A 14,209-nucleotide genomic window follows, 5' to 3' on the forward strand; every position below is an offset into this window, starting at 1 on the left:
GCATTTGCGGTCCATAGCGATAGAAGATGTGGCGCCCCGAGGCCGTCGCAAAAGGCTCAAGCCCGAGAACGCGACGGTAAAAGTCTTCAGCCGCTCCGAGATCGTGGGCATAAAGAACTGTTTCAAGAATGCCGTGCGGCTTCGGCGGCTCGTTCAGATCGACGCCCACAAAAACAATCCTAAGCTGAAAACACCCAGAACGCTGCGGACACCGTGAAGCATGCCCCAGCGCTCTATAAGCGAACGCGTCTCCTCATTTGCAAGTTCGATAGGCGTCTCTTCCAATTTCCGGTTTACCGGCATGATGGCAAAAATTGTAAAGGGCCAGTTCGCGAGCAGCGCCGCCCCGCCCGCGAGCCAGATGACGTGGTCAGTCACCATCCACTCCAACGCGCCTAGAATGAACCCAATGATGGCGAGCGATGCCTGCATGAGGAAGCCGCGCTGATAGCTCGGCTTCCATTCCGCGAGCATCCAAGGATCATCGAGTGAAAGCCGCGCCGGTTGTTCCGCCCAATTGATGTAGATCGCCGCCCCCGTGAAGAGAGCGGCGACGGCAAGGGCGAAAGGTCCGAACATGGCGAGCATCCTTTGCTCAGGCTCAGGCGACCGTCAGTTTCTGCAGCTGCACGAGTTCGCCTATTCCCTTCTTGGCGAGCGCCATGAGATCCGTGAAGCGCTCTTCAGTGAACGGCGTGGTCTCCGCCGTCCCCTGAATTTCAACGATGCCGCCAGATCCTGTCATGACGAAGTTCGAATCCGCATCCGCGTTGCTGTCCTCTGCATAATCGAGGTCGAGCACCGGCTCGCCTTTGTAGAGACCGCATGAAACGGCGGCGACGTGATCGCGCAGCACCGCGTCCTTCACCATGTCGCGCATTTTCATCCATTGGATGCAATCGTGCAGAGCCACCCACGCGCCGGTGATCGAAGCCGTCCGCGTCCCCCCATCGGCCTGGATCACATCGCAGTCCACGGTGATCTGGCGTTCGCCAAGCTTCGTGAGATCGACCACCGCCCGCAGCGCGCGCCCGACGAGCCGCTGGATTTCCTGGGTTCGGCCGGACGGATGCCCACTCGTGACCTCCCGCCGCGACCGGTCATGGGTTGAGCGCGGCAGCATGGCGTATTCGGCCGTAACCCATCCCCGGCCCTGCCCTTTCAGCCATTGTGGTAGGCGTTCTTCCAGGCTCGCCGTACAAAGGACATGGGTGTCGCCGAATTTGATGAGGCAGGAGCCTTCGGCATATTTGGAAACGGCGCGCTCGATCGAGACACGGCGCAACTCGTCTGGCTTGCGTTTGGAAGGTCGCATGAGTTCCCTGAACTGTTGATAGTGCGGCCGCGACCCTAATGAAGGGCCCCCAGGCCTTCAACCGGAAACCAGGACAAGTAATGAACGTCGCTTGCGATATTTGACGTGAGCGCCTGTCATTCATAGATTTTGCTGGTGAACACAGAAGAGCAAATCGTGGCGGCAACCCTCCTCGACGGCAAAACCCAGCTGCAAAAGCTTAACGAGCGCTCGCGGACCATCCTGCGACGGATCGTTGAGAGCTATTTGGCGACCGGCGAGCCCGTGGGCTCCCGCAACCTGTCGCGCGCCCTGCCGATCGCCCTTTCGCCCGCCTCTATCCGCAACGTGATGTCGGATCTTGAGCAGTTGGGCTTGATCGTCGCCCCTCATACGTCCGCCGGACGCCTGCCGACCCAGCTCGGCCTCCGGCTGTTCGTCGACGGACTTTTGGAGGTGGGCGACATCACGCCCGAAGAGCGCCGGCAGATCGAGGCTCAGATTGCTTTCCGGCGCGAGAAGTCGGTCGACCAGCTCTTGAGCGAGGCCGGCGAGTTGATGTCCGGCCTCTCCCACTGCGCCGGCGTCGTCCTCGCCGAGAAGCAGGTCGCGCGGCTGCGGCATATCGAATTCGTGCCTCTGGAGCCGGGCCGGGGGCTCGTTATTCTGGTCGATGAAGACCAGAACGTCGAAAACCGCATCATCAACCTGCCCGACGGCTTGCCCCCCTCCGCGCTCCAGGAGGCCTCGAACTACCTCAATACCCATTTGCGCGGGATGACGCTCGCCGAAGCGAAGGCCGAAATCGAAAAGTCGCTGAGCGTCGCGAAGGCCGAACTCGATCAGCTGACCCAAAAGGTCATCAAGGCTGGCTTGGCCGAGTGGTCGGGTGTGGCGGACGATCGCAAGAGCCTCATCGTGCGCGGGCAAAGCAATCTTCTCAAGGACGTAACGGCCGCCGAAGATCTTGAGCGCATCCGCCAGCTCTTTGACGCGTTCGAATCCAAGCAGGACATCGTCGAGTTGCTTGGCGCATCCGATTCGGCCGAGGGCGTGCGCATCTTCATTGGCTCGGAAAACAAGCTTTTCTCGCTCTCCGGCTCATCCTTGATTGTTGCTCCGTTTCGAGACCAGACCCGCCACGTGGTGGGCGTCCTGGGGGTGATCGGGCCAACCCGTCTTAATTATGCGCGGATTATTCCCATGGTCGATTATACCGCCAAGCTCATGAGCCGGCTGATCGGCTGAAACGGTAAACATCCCGAAAGTGTACTGACAAGGGTGCGCTGCGGCGCGAACGTTTGAAGCGCCTTGATTTTTAACGCCTAGCGGCCGATATCCCGGCACCGGTATTTTCAATAGCTAATGCAGCGAAGAGAACAATGAGCGACGACAAGAAGCCCCTCGATCAAAACGCCCAAGCGACGTCTGCCGCTACGGCTTCCGAAGCCGGGGAGGTGGGCGTCGAGCAGTTGAAGGCAATGATCGCCGCTTTGCAGGCGGACGTCGACAAGAAAGCGGCAGAGCTGGCGGGCAAACAGGATCAGTACCTTCGCGCCGTAGCCGAGACGGAGAACGTCCGCCGCCGGCTGGAAAAGGAAAAGGAAGACACTGCGAAATACGCCATCAGCCGGTTCGCCAAGGACATGCTGACGATCGGCGATAACTTCCAGCGCGTGATCGCGGCGGTACCGAAAGAGGCAGTTGAAGCCGACCCGGCACTGAAGACCCTGTTGGATGGGGTTACGCTTGCTGAGCGCGATTACAAGACCGCACTGGAACGTCATGGGGTACGCATCATCGACCCGGCCGGTCAGCCGTTTAACCCGCATCACCATCAAGCTGTGATGGAGCAGGATAACCCGGGCGTTCCGTCCGGTACGGTGCTGCAGGTCTATCAGGTCGGGTATATGATCGACGATCGCAATCTGCGCCCCGCCATGGTCGTCGTCTCGCGCGGCGGCCCCAAGGCAGGGAAGTCTGATGAGCCGAGCTCCGACTTCCCAGGTGAGCCGCTGACGGACTGATCCGGCGCAGGAGAACTCCACCTGCGACCTCATCGCCAGCATTAGGACAATGCAAACCAAGCCTGGCAAAGAAGACTGGGCATGATCATAAACAAGCCCTTCAATGCAGAAAAAGGCTTGCAAATCCGCTATGTTGTGTCCCCCGGCGGAGGACGAGGAACATGCAATCGAACGGCGATAAAGTTGATCTTCGGAGGGGATAAGAAGCGTTGCACGCCCAAATCAGGCCCCTATATAACCGTCGGTCACACAATTGAAATCCTGGGGACCGGTGCCTCTGACCTCTCGTTGGGAGGCACGTTGGATGCCAAACAGGGTCCACCCGGTCTGCCGCAACTGAGAAGGATTGACACTTATGGCTAAAGTTATCGGTATTGACCTCGGCACGACCAACTCGTGCGTCGCGGTCATGGATGGTGGCAAACCGAAAGTCCTCGAAAACTCCGAGGGCGCCAATACCACCCCATCTATTGTTGCATTTACCGCCGACGACGAGCGTCTCGTCGGCCTGCCGGCCAAACGCCAGGCGGTTACGAACCCCACCAACACCTTCTTCGCCATCAAGCGACTTATCGGCCGCCGGTTCGATGATCCCGAAGTCCAGAAGGACTTGAAGCTCGTCCCGTACAAGATCGTGAAGGGTACCAACGGCGACGCCTGGGTCGAAAGCCACGGCAAGCAGTATTCGCCGCAGCAGATCTCCGCTTTCATTCTCCAGAAGATGAAAGAGACGGCCGAAGCCAAGCTCGGTGAGAAGGTCACGCAGGCCGTCATCACAGTCCCGGCCTACTTCAACGACGCCCAGCGCCAGGCCACCAAAGACGCCGGCAAGATCGCGGGCCTTGAAGTTCTGCGCATCATCAACGAGCCGACGGCAGCCGCGCTCGCCTACGGCCTCGACAAGAAGAAGGACGCCAAGACGATCGCGGTCTACGACCTCGGCGGCGGCACCTTCGACGTTTCGATCCTCGAAATCGGTGACGGCGTCTTCGAAGTGAAGTCGACGAACGGCGACACGCACCTTGGTGGCGAAGACTTCGACATGGTCCTCGTCAGCTACTTGGCCGATGAGTTCAAGAAGGAGCAGGGTATCGACCTTCGCTCCGACAAGCTCGCGCTTCAGCGCCTGAAGGAAGCTGCCGAGAAGGCCAAGATCGAACTCTCGAGCGCGCCGCAGACCGAGATCAATCTGCCGTTCATCACGGCCGACGCGACCGGCCCGAAGCATCTCACGATGAAGCTGACGCGCGCCAAGCTCGAAAGCCTTGTCGAAGGCCTGATCAACCGCACGAAGGGCCCTTGCGAAAAGGCTCTGAAGGACGCCGGCCTCAAGGCAGCCGAGATCGACGAAGTTGTTCTCGTCGGCGGCATGACGCGCATGCCGAAGGTGCAGGAAGTCGTGAAGCAGCTCTTCGGCAAGGAGCCGCACAAGGGCGTCAACCCGGATGAAGTCGTCGCCGTTGGCGCGGCGATTCAGGGCGGCGTTCTGCAGGGTGAGGTCAAAGACGTTCTCCTGCTCGACGTCACGCCACTGTCGCTCGGCATCGAAACGTTGGGTGGCGTCTTCACCCGTCTGATCGATCGCAACACGACGATCCCGACGAAGAAGAGCCAGACCTTCTCCACCGCCGAAGACAGCCAGAACGCCGTGACCATCCGGGTCTTCCAGGGTGAGCGCGAGATGGCTGCCGACAACAAGCTGCTCGGCCAGTTCGACCTCGTGGGTATTCCGCCCGCGCCGCGCGGCGTGCCGCAGATCGAAGTCACATTCGACATCGACGCCAACGGCATCGTCCACGTGTCGGCAAAGGACAAGGCAACGGGCAAGGAGCAGTCGATCCGCATCCAGGCCTCTGGTGGTCTCTCCGACGCCGACATCGAGAAGATGGTCAAGGACGCCGAAGCTCATGCTGCCGAAGACAAGAAGCGGCGCGAGCTGGTCGAGGTTCGCAACCAGACCGAAGCTCTCGTTCACGGCACCGAGAAATCGCTTGCCGAGAACAGCTCGATCCCGGCCGTCGCCGCGATCAAGGGCGACGTCGAGGCTGCGATCACGGCTGCTCGCGAAGCCATCGCTGGTGAAGACGTAGAAGCCATTCGTTCGGCTTCGACCGCGCTGACCCAGGTCGCCATGAAGATCGGCGAAGCGGTCTACACCGCCAAGGGCGGCGCTGAAGGCGTCGACGGTGGTGAGGCCTCAGCCGAGAAGTCTTCAAGCGGCGATGATGTCGTCGACGCGGACTTCGAAGAAGTCAAAGACGACCGTAAGAAATCGGCTTAAGAGTCGAACACTGAATCGCCCTCTCGCCGCGGTGGCGTGACCCGTTTCCGGGCCGCCACTTCCGGAGAGAGGGCGAAAAGTTGAGATAACCGCTTGTTATCGATGCGACTTTCACCGCCCTGCAGCATGTCATTCAACGGGTCATAGAACAGCGCACCATGGCTAAGCGCGATTATTATGAAATACTGGGCGTCAAGCGTGTCGCCACCGATATTGAAATCAAGACCGCCTACCGAGCCCTTGCCAAGGAATACCATCCCGACCGCAACGCCGGAGACAAAGAGGCGGAGCGCCGCTTCAAGGAACTCAACGAGGCCTACGAGGCGCTGAAAGATCCCCAGAAGCGCGCCGCCTACGATCAGTTCGGACATGCCGCGTTCGAAGGCGGCATGGGCGGACGAGGCGGCCCCGGCTTCGGGCCGGACTTCGCGTCGTCGATGTCCGACATCTTCGACGACCTCTTCGGCGAGTTTATGGGCGGCCGGCGAGGCGGCGGCCAGGGCCGGTCACGCTCGGGCCGCGAAGCTGGCGCCGACCTTCGCTACAATCTCGAAATCACGCTGACTGAAGCCTACACCGGCAAGACCGCGCAGATCCGCGTCCCGGCGAGCGTCAAGTGCGAAACATGCTCGGGCACCGGCGCCAAGCCCGGCACCAAGGCCAAGACCTGCACGACCTGCGGCGGCGTAGGCAAGGTGAGAGCGAGCCAGGGCTTCTTCACCATCGAGCGGACCTGCCCGCATTGCCAGGGCCGCGGTGAAATGATCGAAGATCCGTGTGTGGATTGCGCCGGATCGGGCCGCGTCCAAAAGGAGCGCACGCTCTCCGTCAACATTCCGGCGGGTGTCGAGGACGGGACGCGTATTCGCCTCGCGGGCGAGGGTGAAGCGGGGCTCCGTGGCGGCGCGCCAGGCGACCTTTACATCTTCCTCTCCATCAAGGCGCACGAGTTCTTTCAGCGCGACGGAGCCGACATCTTCTGCAAGGTGCCGATCTCCATGACGACGGCCGCTCTCGGCGGACAGATCGACGTTCCGACACTCGAAGGCACGACGACGCGCGTGAAGATCCCCGAGGGGACCGAGAGCCGCAAGCAGTTCCGTCTGCGCGGTAAAGGCATGCCGGTGCTTCGCGCCAAGGTCTCAGGCGACATGTACATCGAGGTCGATGTCGAGACGCCAAAGAACCTCACGCGCAAGCAGCGCGAACTGCTGGAAGAGTTCGAGCGCGCAAGCCACAAGGAAACGAGCCCGGAGAGCGCCGGGTTCTTTTCTCGCGTCAAAGAATTCTTCGAGGGCAAGAGCGGCTGACACGCCGCTCGGCTCCTGAAGCGGCGAGCCTTGCCATCCCGATGAAAGGGGCTAGGGTCCGGCTCGAAAACCGCATCTCTTCCCTATCCGGATCACCCCTGAGATGACCGACGCCAAAGCGCAGGAACCGCGCCTTCTCTTCTTCGCCGGCAGTGCACGCCGCGCCTCGTTCAACAAGCGCGTTGCACGTCTAGGCGCGATGATCGCCGAGACGAACGGCATACCGGCCACCTTCGCCGATCTCGCCGATTATTCCATGCCGATCTACGACGGTGATCTTGAAGCCGCATCGGGCCAACCCGACAACGCCCACAAGCTGAAAAACCTGATGATGGCGCACACCGGCGTCTTCATCATGAGCCCGGAATACAACGCTTCGTTCACGCCGCTTCTGAAGAATACGCTCGATTGGATCAGCCACATCCGCGACGACGGAGAAGCCCCGCTCGAAGTCTTCCGCACGCGCGTATTCGCCTTGGGCGCCGCCTCGAACGGCGGGACGGGCGGGCTACGCGGGCTGTCCCAACTTCGGCTGATGCTGGAACTTGGAACCGGCGCGCTTGTTCTACCGAACCAATTCCTTTTGCCTCGCGCCGCCGACGCCTTCGACGAGCACGGCCACTTCAAGAACAAGGACCAGACGGAGCAGTTCAAGACTGTCATTCAGATGCTCGCCCGCGCCGCACGCGTGCTGCACGGCTAAGGAGGACAACGCGATGATTGACGCCGCCACCCGCGACAAGCTCATCGTCGCCCTCGATCTCTCGTCCTATGACGATGCGCGGGCGCTCGTTGATCGCCTCGGCAATACCGTCAGCTTCTACAAGATCGGTTTGGAGCTGCTGTTCTCCGACGGCCTCGATCTCGCACGCGAGTTGAAAAACGACGGCAAACGCGTGTTCTTAGATTTGAAGTTCCTCGACATCGGCAACACCGTCGAGCGCGCAGTCGCCAACGCCGCCGCTCTCGACATCGACTTCACGACTGTCCACGGTCACGACACCAAGACATTGAAGGCCGCCGTCAAGGGACGCGCCGGCTCGAACCTGAAGCTGCTTGCCGTCACGGTGCTGACCAGCCTCGATCAGTTCGATCTCGATGAGCAGGGTATCGCGGCGACGCCGGCCGGGCTGGTGGTTGGCCGCGCGCGCATGGCAGAAATGGCGGGTTTCGATGGCGTCATCGCCTCGGGCCAGGAAGCCGCCGCTGTTCGCGCGGAAACGGGTCCTGACTTCCTCATCGTCACACCGGGCATCCGGCTAGCCGGAGCCGATGCCGGCGATCAGACCCGCGTCACGACGCCCGAGGAGGCGATCGGTTTCGGCGCCAATCACATCGTCGTCGGCCGGCCGATCAATGCCGCCAAAGACCCGAAGGCCGCTGCCGAAGCGTTCCTGGAGCACATCGCGAGCGCAAGGTAAGTTGCTTTTCCCATCAACGCCTTGCCACATCATCGCCCACCTCTCACCACGTCACGCGCATAGTCGCCGTTTACCTCCCCTTAACCGTCTCTGGCGAAGAACTGGGCGGTCCATGATGATGTTGTGCGGGGTTCAGGGACGGTATGCGTTGGCTTCGATATTTGGCGCTGCAGATGCGTCTGCTCGCGACGGTTATCGCCATTGCCGGCCGGCTCACAGCGCCGGTGCTCGCTGACGAGAAGGCCGCTGAAAAGCCCCTTCCTTCCGCCGTCGAAGCCGCCCTCATCCTGAAAGACATCGATCCCGGCGCGCCGGTCTACATTCGCGTCTTCAAGGAAGAATCCGAACTCGAGGTCTGGAAGGCGCGCGAGGACGGCCGGTACGCGCTCATCAAGACGTTCCCCGTCTGCAATTGGGGCGGCACGCTCGGCCCCAAGCAAACGACAGGCGATCTCATGTCGCCCGAAGGGTTTTACAGCGTCACCGCCGGACGGCTGAACCCCGACAGCAAATACCATCTCGCCTTCAACATCGGATATCCGAACGCTCTTGATCGCGCCCTCGGCCGCACGGGCAGCGCCATCATGGTGCACGGCGATTGCCGAAGCGTCGGCTGTTTCGCCATGTCCAATCAGGGCATCGAAGAGATTTACGCGTTCGTCCGGGATTCGCTTGCTGCCGGTGAGACGTCCGTTCCGGTTCACGTTTTCCCGTTCCGCATGAACGCCGCCAACATGAAGCGGCACGCCGACAATCCGGCGCGAACTACGTGGGGGCCGCTCAAGGAAGCCTATGACGACTTCACCCGCACGCGCGAGCCGCCCGAGATCGGCATGTGCGGCAGGCGCTACGTCGTCAACTCATTGAGCCCTGTCGGCGACGACCCGAACGCCGCCTGCCCCACATTGATCGGCAAGCGGCTGGCGCCGCTGTCGCCGCGCTCCAAGAAGCGCCTCGTCAAGACCGACCCGAGCCTCGAAGCTCAAGGGCAAAAATTAAAGGGCGTCGAAGTCTCGACCACGAACTGGGAGAGCTATCTTCTAGGAACGACCCTCAGCCCGGGCGGCGTGAAGCCCGCCCCGAGCAAGCAGTCGATCGCGACCAGCAGCGACGCTTCTCTCGGCGCGGTCCAATCCATCGTTAAATAATGGGTTCGATCATCTTTGGCCCCCATGGGTTGCCGAAGGTAGGCCGCTCCGGCTATGGCTCCTCGACCGAAATCAACGCTGTGCGTTCAAGGAAGAAGCCAATGCCCAAGGGATACGTCATCGCCCACGCCACCGTCACCGACCCAGAGAAGTGGGCCCAGTACGTGGCGAAATCCAAGATCGCTCTCGACAAGTACGAAGGAAAGCCGATCGTGCGCGGCGGCAAGAGCGAGGTCATGGAAGGCAACGGCACGACTCGCAACGTTGTGCTCGAGTTTCCGAGCTACGATCACGCGCGCGGCTACGCGACGTCGCCTGAATACGCCGAGGCAAAAGCGCTGCGGCAGGGCGCTGGCTCGATAGACATTACAATCGTCGAAGGCGTCTGAAAGCACTTCACCGCCAATGTCGTCCTCGGGCTCGTCCCGAGGATCCATCGGGCCGTCACCTCACAGAAACGGATCTCCCGCTTGAGCGGGAGATGACAACCCAATGGCTCATTTTCCAGCGAGTGACGGACGGCCGCCGTGGCGAGCACTCGTGCTCACGCTCTTTCCGGAGATGTTTCCAGGCCCGCTCGGCGTTTCGCTTCTCGGCCAGGCGCACGAGGCCGGACTGTGGTCGCTCGAGACTTTGCAGATCCGCGATTTCGGCCTTGGCCGCCATCGCCAGGTCGACGACACGCCCGCGGGCGGTGGCGCGGGTATGGTCCTGCGCGCCGACGTCCTTGGCCCCGCACTCGATCATGCGCGCACGAAATCGCCCGACTCTCCTCTGATCTATCTCTCGCCACGGGGCGCCCCTCTGACCCAGGCGGTCGCGCGCGACCTTGCACTTGGGCCCGGCGTGACACTACTCGCCGGCCGCTTCGAAGGCATCGACCAGCGCGTCATCGACGAAAAGGGCCTTCGTGAGATTTCGATCGGCGACTACGTTTTGGCAGGCGGCGAACTTCCGGCCATGGTTTTGATCGAGGCCTGCGTGCGGCTTATCCCGGGTGTTCTTGGCGCGTCCGAAAGCCTGGCCAGCGAGAGCTTCGAAACCGGGCTGCTCGAATACCCGCAATATACAAAGCCTCGTGAATGGCAGGGACGGTCGATCCCCGACATCCTGCTGTCCGGCGACCACAAGAAAATCGAGGAATGGCGGCGCCGTCAGGCCGAAGACCTGACGGCCGCACGTCGCCCGGATCTTATGGGCCCCACCCCGCGGCGAAAGTGAGCCTGTCCGGCCGCTTCGCCTTTCCATGGTCAGGATTTCCTGGGCAAATACGGCGGGGGAAGATTCGCGAACGTGTTCAATGCCGCGAAGCAGCCTCTCGGCATGTCGACACGGCCAACGAGAGACGCGATGGGAAACGCCAGAAATCTGCTGCTGTGCCAAGTGCTGGGAATTTCAGCCGCGTTGGTGGTAGCCTCGCCGGCATTGGCCGATCCCACTCTGCCCGCTCCCGCCGCAGCTCAGCCGGTGCCTGCTGACGCCGCGCCGACCCCGTCGGCACCTCAAGCAACTCAGACCGCAGCGCCCGAGGCAGCCATCGCACCGCAGGTGCAAGATGACGCCGTCCTGATGGTCGCGCGCTCGAAGATTGCCGCCGAACCAGCCGCCGAAAACGAACGCGACCAAAAAGACCAAAAGGCGCTCGTCGACTTCTACGCCGCCCGCCACGGCGACGCGCTCTGGGTAACCGCCTCGGGACTGAAGCCCGAAGCCAAGGCGCTCGCCGCCGAGATCGCCAACGCCGGCAACTACGCGCTCGACGTTTCGCGCTTCAAGCTCCCGGCGCTGGCCGAAGGCGCGTTGACCGCAACCGATACCGATGCGCTTGCCGAAGCGGAACTGATGTATTCGAAGGCCGCGCTTCTCTACGCCCGCGACGCACGCGGCGGCCGTATTCCGGATCCGTCCGAGCAGCTGACGACGAACCTCGATCGCCGTCCGCAATGGATCGAACCGAAAGTCGTGATCGAAGGGCTCGCCGCGACCCACGAGCCCGACGCTTACCTTCGCAGCCTCCAGCCGCAGCAGCCGCAGTTCGAAAAGCTGCGGCAGATTTATCTGACGATGCTGCCGAAAGACGGCAAAGGCCCCTTGGGCCCCGCCGCCAAGCGCATCCGCGCCAACATGGAAGAATGGCGCTGGATGTGGCCCAACATGGGCGATTTCTACGTTTTCAATAATGTCCCCGAGTTCATGCAGTACGTCTACAAGGACGGCAAAATCGTTCGCTCGGAGAAGATCGTCGCGGGCCTCGTCGACAAGCAGACGACGATCTTTTCGCGGCCGCTGAAATTCGTCGTGCTGCGGCCGGCTTGGCGCGTGCCGGAAAGCATCATGGTCAACGAGCTATGGCCGAACCTCATTCGCGGCGGCGGCATGATGACGAAGTACGGTCTGCAGATCCGCACCAAGGACGGCCGCAACGTCGACTACCGCAGCATTGATTGGCGATCGAGCGATATCCGCAATTTCGAAGTCGTACAGCCGCCGGGCCGCAGCAGCGTGCTTGGGCACGTCAAGTTCTCGTTTCCGAGTCAGCACACGATCTTCATGCACGACACGCCCGACAAGTGGATGTTCAAGCCCGCCACGCGCGCCTTGAGCCACGGCTGCCTGCGCGTCTGGAAGCCGATGGAATTGGCGAAGATGGTGCTCGAAGAAGACAAAGGCTGGGATTCCGCCAAGGTCGACGAACTGGACCGCTCCGGTCCGCTCAACAACGAAGTGCCGATCACCAAGGAAATCCCGATCCACATCGTCTACTTCACCGCCTGGGTGACGGATGACGGCAAGCTCAAGACCTTTGGCGATATCTATGGCCACGAACGCCGGATCACGCAGGCTCTCGACGGCCAGTGGAGCAAGATCAACAAGGGCCGTGACCACCTCGCGCCCGTCGAGCCCGACTTCAATCCTGAAGCGCTTGCCTCGGCCCGCGGCCGCACACCGGATGACGATTTCAATCAGTCTCCGAGCCAGAAGAATGCCGGTCTGACCGACTTCATCGGCAGCGCCCTCGGCTTAAGCAACTGAGCGAGCTTGGCTTTCAGACCGAACGCCTGATGCAGGACCATTAGGGCGTACACGAACTGAGCAGTGGATAACTTCTCACAGCCTGGGGACTTAGGCACGGCAACGTGGTCAGTTGCTTGTGCAAGAAAGTTGGGTCCTCAATTTGAGAAAGTGAGTAATCGTCATGGCTCAGAATGAGAAAACATCTGCGCGTGTAAGTTCGATAGCGTCTCGCGCCCTATCGAACCCTCAATCCGTAAGTGCTGATGAGATCAAAGAGCTTGCAGCATCAGTTCTGTCGCAGTCTCCCGATCCTCAGAGATCGCAACAAAACGCTCAGAACCAGCAAAACCAACCGAGCCAGCAGCATCAGGGACAGCAAAAGCGCTAGTATCTGTATTGCCGTCCACGCTGGCAATTTCGACCAGTCTTTCAATCGAAAGAACGCAGCGAGTGGGTATCGTCATGATCCCGCTCGCCTGTGCTTTTTCAGGCTGATCGAGGTCGCCGACGTTCTGGCAGACGACTTTGACGTCCGCCGTATCCTTGACGAGCCACCCGACGGTCGCGACTTCAACGGGACGCGCGTCCGGTAGCGCTGCAAGATAGCGCCACTGCCCGCACGGCTGCCGGCTGTCGAGCCACCGGATGATGACGAGCGGACAGTCGCTCATTCCCCGCCTCCAGAAGTGATTCGACCAGATGATAGCAGACGATGAAGCGAGCTTTGGCGGATGCGCCCGAAGAGCTGTGGGATCGTGGCGCGATGACCGCAGCCCCAGGCCAATGTTGCAGGTCCTCCCGCGCGGAAGGCCCACCGCATTTTTCGCCGCAGCCGCCCGGGCCCGCTCTCGACAAACCAGGGCACTTCGGCTATCACGCCGCCAACAACAATTCCCCTCAAACGGGTTGCCCATCCGGGCTTGCACGAACGGTTGCGGCGCATCGCGCCAAGCCGATCCTCTGCGTCATCAAAAAAAACGAAATGGAATCAACAAGATGAACATTATCCAGCAGCTCGAGCGCGAGCAGATGGACGCTGTCCTCGCAAAGCGAGGCGTCCCCGAATTTGGCCCCGGCGACACCGTCAAAGTGATGGTCAAGGTCATCGAGTCAGCCGACGCCGACCCCAAGGACAAGAAAAAGAACGTCGTCAAAGAGCCGACTGTCCGCTTCCAGGCCTATGAAGGCGTTGTGATTGCCCGTTCGGGCGCCGGCCTCAACGAGAACTTCACGGTCCGCAAGATCTCTTACGGCGAAGGCGTGGAGCGCGTTTTCCCGGTCTATTCGCCTTTTATTGCCGAGATCGAAGTCCTCCGCCGCGGCAAGGTTCGCCGTGCGAAACTGTACTATCTGCGCGGCCGTCGCGGTAAAGCTGCCCGCATCTTCGAGCGTACCGACGCCCGCGCCCGCCGCTTGAACGCCGCCTGGAAGGGCTTCAAGAAGCCGAAGGGCGAGGCTGAGGATCTGACGCAGATCAAGGGGATCGACATCGATCTGCAGACCCGCCTGAAGCATCTCAACTGCTACAAGATCGAGCAGATCGCCAACCTCTCGGACGACGACATCGCCAACCTCGATGAATCGCTGAACCTGAAGGGTGCGATCGAGAAGCAGGATTGGGTGGGCCAGGCGCAGCGCCTTCTGGCCGAACTCACCGCCGGCGAAGTTCCCGCCGAAGACGCGAAGTAATCACGGGCTGCCTGCCGCAGCTTC

At 61.3% G+C, this 14,209-nt stretch carries 14 protein-coding genes and 1 pseudogene; 11 read left to right on the forward strand and 4 right to left on the reverse strand.

Annotation, left to right across the window (positions count from 1 at the left end; genetic code table 11):
- From EKK30_RS03305 to rph, 3 genes and pseudogenes are all read right to left on the reverse strand, one after another.
- Positions 1–169, reverse strand: a pseudogene (locus EKK30_RS03305) (glyoxalase/bleomycin resistance/extradiol dioxygenase family protein); the annotation flags it as partial.
- On the reverse strand, positions 154–579 hold the full coding sequence (locus tag EKK30_RS03310; protein ID WP_290980197.1) for a DUF1772 domain-containing protein: 426 nt from the start codon (positions 577–579) through the stop codon (positions 154–156). The gene EKK30_RS03310 and the pseudogene EKK30_RS03305, both read right to left, overlap by 16 nt.
- Before the next feature lie 22 nt (positions 580–601).
- Entirely contained in the window at positions 602–1,315 is a 714-nt protein-coding gene (gene rph, locus EKK30_RS03315) for a ribonuclease PH (RefSeq protein ID WP_290980200.1), read from the reverse strand.
- A gap of 156 nt (positions 1,316–1,471) precedes the next feature.
- Here rph and hrcA point away from each other — a divergent pair, with 156 nt between their 5' ends.
- The 10 genes from hrcA to EKK30_RS03365 all read left to right on the forward strand — a co-directional run bounded on the left by hrcA (position 1,472) and on the right by EKK30_RS03365 (position 12,514).
- A complete protein-coding gene (gene hrcA, locus EKK30_RS03320; protein ID WP_290980202.1) occupies positions 1,472–2,542 on the forward strand; it encodes a heat-inducible transcriptional repressor HrcA in 1,071 nt (356 codons plus the stop codon).
- Positions 2,543–2,676: 134 nt separating this feature from the next.
- Positions 2,677–3,321, forward strand: a complete 645-nt coding sequence (grpE, locus tag EKK30_RS03325) for a nucleotide exchange factor GrpE (RefSeq protein ID WP_290980204.1) — start codon at positions 2,677–2,679, stop codon at positions 3,319–3,321.
- Between the two features lie 355 nt (positions 3,322–3,676).
- On the forward strand, positions 3,677–5,602 hold the full coding sequence (gene dnaK, locus EKK30_RS03330) for a molecular chaperone DnaK (RefSeq protein WP_290980206.1): 1,926 nt from the start codon (positions 3,677–3,679) through the stop codon (positions 5,600–5,602).
- A gap of 158 nt (positions 5,603–5,760) precedes the next feature.
- Positions 5,761–6,912, forward strand: coding sequence for a molecular chaperone DnaJ (gene dnaJ, locus EKK30_RS03335; RefSeq protein ID WP_290980208.1), 1,152 nt, complete (start codon positions 5,761–5,763; stop codon positions 6,910–6,912).
- Between the two features lie 103 nt (positions 6,913–7,015).
- Positions 7,016–7,615, forward strand: a complete 600-nt coding sequence (locus EKK30_RS03340; RefSeq protein WP_290980211.1) for an NAD(P)H-dependent oxidoreductase — start codon at positions 7,016–7,018, stop codon at positions 7,613–7,615.
- A 13-nt stretch (positions 7,616–7,628) separates the two neighbouring features.
- Positions 7,629–8,333 (forward strand): orotidine-5'-phosphate decarboxylase, encoded by a 705-nt coding sequence (pyrF, locus tag EKK30_RS03345; protein ID WP_290980214.1) that lies wholly within the window; start codon positions 7,629–7,631, stop codon positions 8,331–8,333.
- A gap of 143 nt (positions 8,334–8,476) precedes the next feature.
- Positions 8,477–9,481 carry a murein L,D-transpeptidase family protein gene (locus EKK30_RS03350; protein ID WP_290980216.1) on the forward strand — a complete coding sequence of 335 codons (1,005 nt, stop codon included), beginning with the start codon at positions 8,477–8,479 and terminating at the stop codon, positions 9,479–9,481.
- A 101-nt stretch (positions 9,482–9,582) separates the two neighbouring features.
- The gene (locus EKK30_RS03355) at positions 9,583–9,870 is read left to right on the forward strand and encodes a DUF1330 domain-containing protein (protein WP_290980219.1); all 288 of its coding nucleotides are present in this window, start codon (positions 9,583–9,585) and stop codon (positions 9,868–9,870) included.
- 103 nt (positions 9,871–9,973) lie between these two features.
- Entirely contained in the window at positions 9,974–10,702 is a 729-nt protein-coding gene (trmD, locus tag EKK30_RS03360) for a tRNA (guanosine(37)-N1)-methyltransferase TrmD (protein ID WP_290980221.1), read from the forward strand.
- Between the two features lie 129 nt (positions 10,703–10,831).
- The gene (locus EKK30_RS03365; protein ID WP_290980223.1) at positions 10,832–12,514 is read left to right on the forward strand and encodes a L,D-transpeptidase family protein; all 1,683 of its coding nucleotides are present in this window, start codon (positions 10,832–10,834) and stop codon (positions 12,512–12,514) included.
- A 251-nt stretch (positions 12,515–12,765) separates the two neighbouring features.
- On the opposite strand, the gene EKK30_RS03370 is transcribed toward EKK30_RS03365, so the two are convergent.
- Positions 12,766–13,167 (reverse strand): hypothetical protein, encoded by a 402-nt coding sequence (locus EKK30_RS03370; RefSeq protein WP_290980226.1) that lies wholly within the window; start codon positions 13,165–13,167, stop codon positions 12,766–12,768.
- Positions 13,168–13,492: 325 nt separating this feature from the next.
- Here EKK30_RS03370 and rplS point away from each other — a divergent pair, with 325 nt between their 5' ends.
- Positions 13,493–14,185 (forward strand): 50S ribosomal protein L19, encoded by a 693-nt coding sequence (rplS, locus tag EKK30_RS03375; RefSeq protein ID WP_290980228.1) that lies wholly within the window; start codon positions 13,493–13,495, stop codon positions 14,183–14,185.
- Positions 14,186–14,209: the final 24 nt, after the last annotated feature.

The sequence above is a fragment of the Hyphomicrobium sp. genome (assembly GCF_003987855.1).
Lineage (GTDB): Bacteria > Pseudomonadota > Alphaproteobacteria > Rhizobiales > Hyphomicrobiaceae > Hyphomicrobium_B.

Excerpts from the sequence above, each read along its gene's own strand:
- pyrF (WP_290980214.1), top strand. The coding sequence starts at position 7,629 with ATGATTGACGCCGCCACCCGCGACAAGCTCATCGTCGCCCTCGATCTC.
- EKK30_RS03355 (WP_290980219.1), top strand. The coding sequence starts at position 9,583 with ATGCCCAAGGGATACGTCATCGCCCACGCCACCGTCACCGACCCAGAG.
- EKK30_RS03370 (WP_290980226.1), bottom strand. The coding sequence starts at position 13,167 with ATGAGCGACTGTCCGCTCGTCATCATCCGGTGGCTCGACAGCCGGCAG.
- dnaJ (WP_290980208.1), top strand. The coding sequence starts at position 5,761 with ATGGCTAAGCGCGATTATTATGAAATACTGGGCGTCAAGCGTGTCGCC.
- EKK30_RS03365 (WP_290980223.1), top strand. The coding sequence starts at position 10,832 with ATGGGAAACGCCAGAAATCTGCTGCTGTGCCAAGTGCTGGGAATTTCA.
- dnaK (WP_290980206.1), top strand. The coding sequence starts at position 3,677 with ATGGCTAAAGTTATCGGTATTGACCTCGGCACGACCAACTCGTGCGTC.
- EKK30_RS03350 (WP_290980216.1), top strand. The coding sequence starts at position 8,477 with ATGCGTTGGCTTCGATATTTGGCGCTGCAGATGCGTCTGCTCGCGACG.
- EKK30_RS03310 (WP_290980197.1), bottom strand. The coding sequence starts at position 579 with ATGTTCGGACCTTTCGCCCTTGCCGTCGCCGCTCTCTTCACGGGGGCG.
- grpE (WP_290980204.1), top strand. The coding sequence starts at position 2,677 with ATGAGCGACGACAAGAAGCCCCTCGATCAAAACGCCCAAGCGACGTCT.
- rph (WP_290980200.1), bottom strand. The coding sequence starts at position 1,315 with ATGCGACCTTCCAAACGCAAGCCAGACGAGTTGCGCCGTGTCTCGATC.
- rplS (WP_290980228.1), top strand. The coding sequence starts at position 13,493 with ATGAACATTATCCAGCAGCTCGAGCGCGAGCAGATGGACGCTGTCCTC.
- EKK30_RS03340 (WP_290980211.1), top strand. The coding sequence starts at position 7,016 with ATGACCGACGCCAAAGCGCAGGAACCGCGCCTTCTCTTCTTCGCCGGC.
- trmD (WP_290980221.1), top strand. The coding sequence starts at position 9,974 with ATGGCTCATTTTCCAGCGAGTGACGGACGGCCGCCGTGGCGAGCACTC.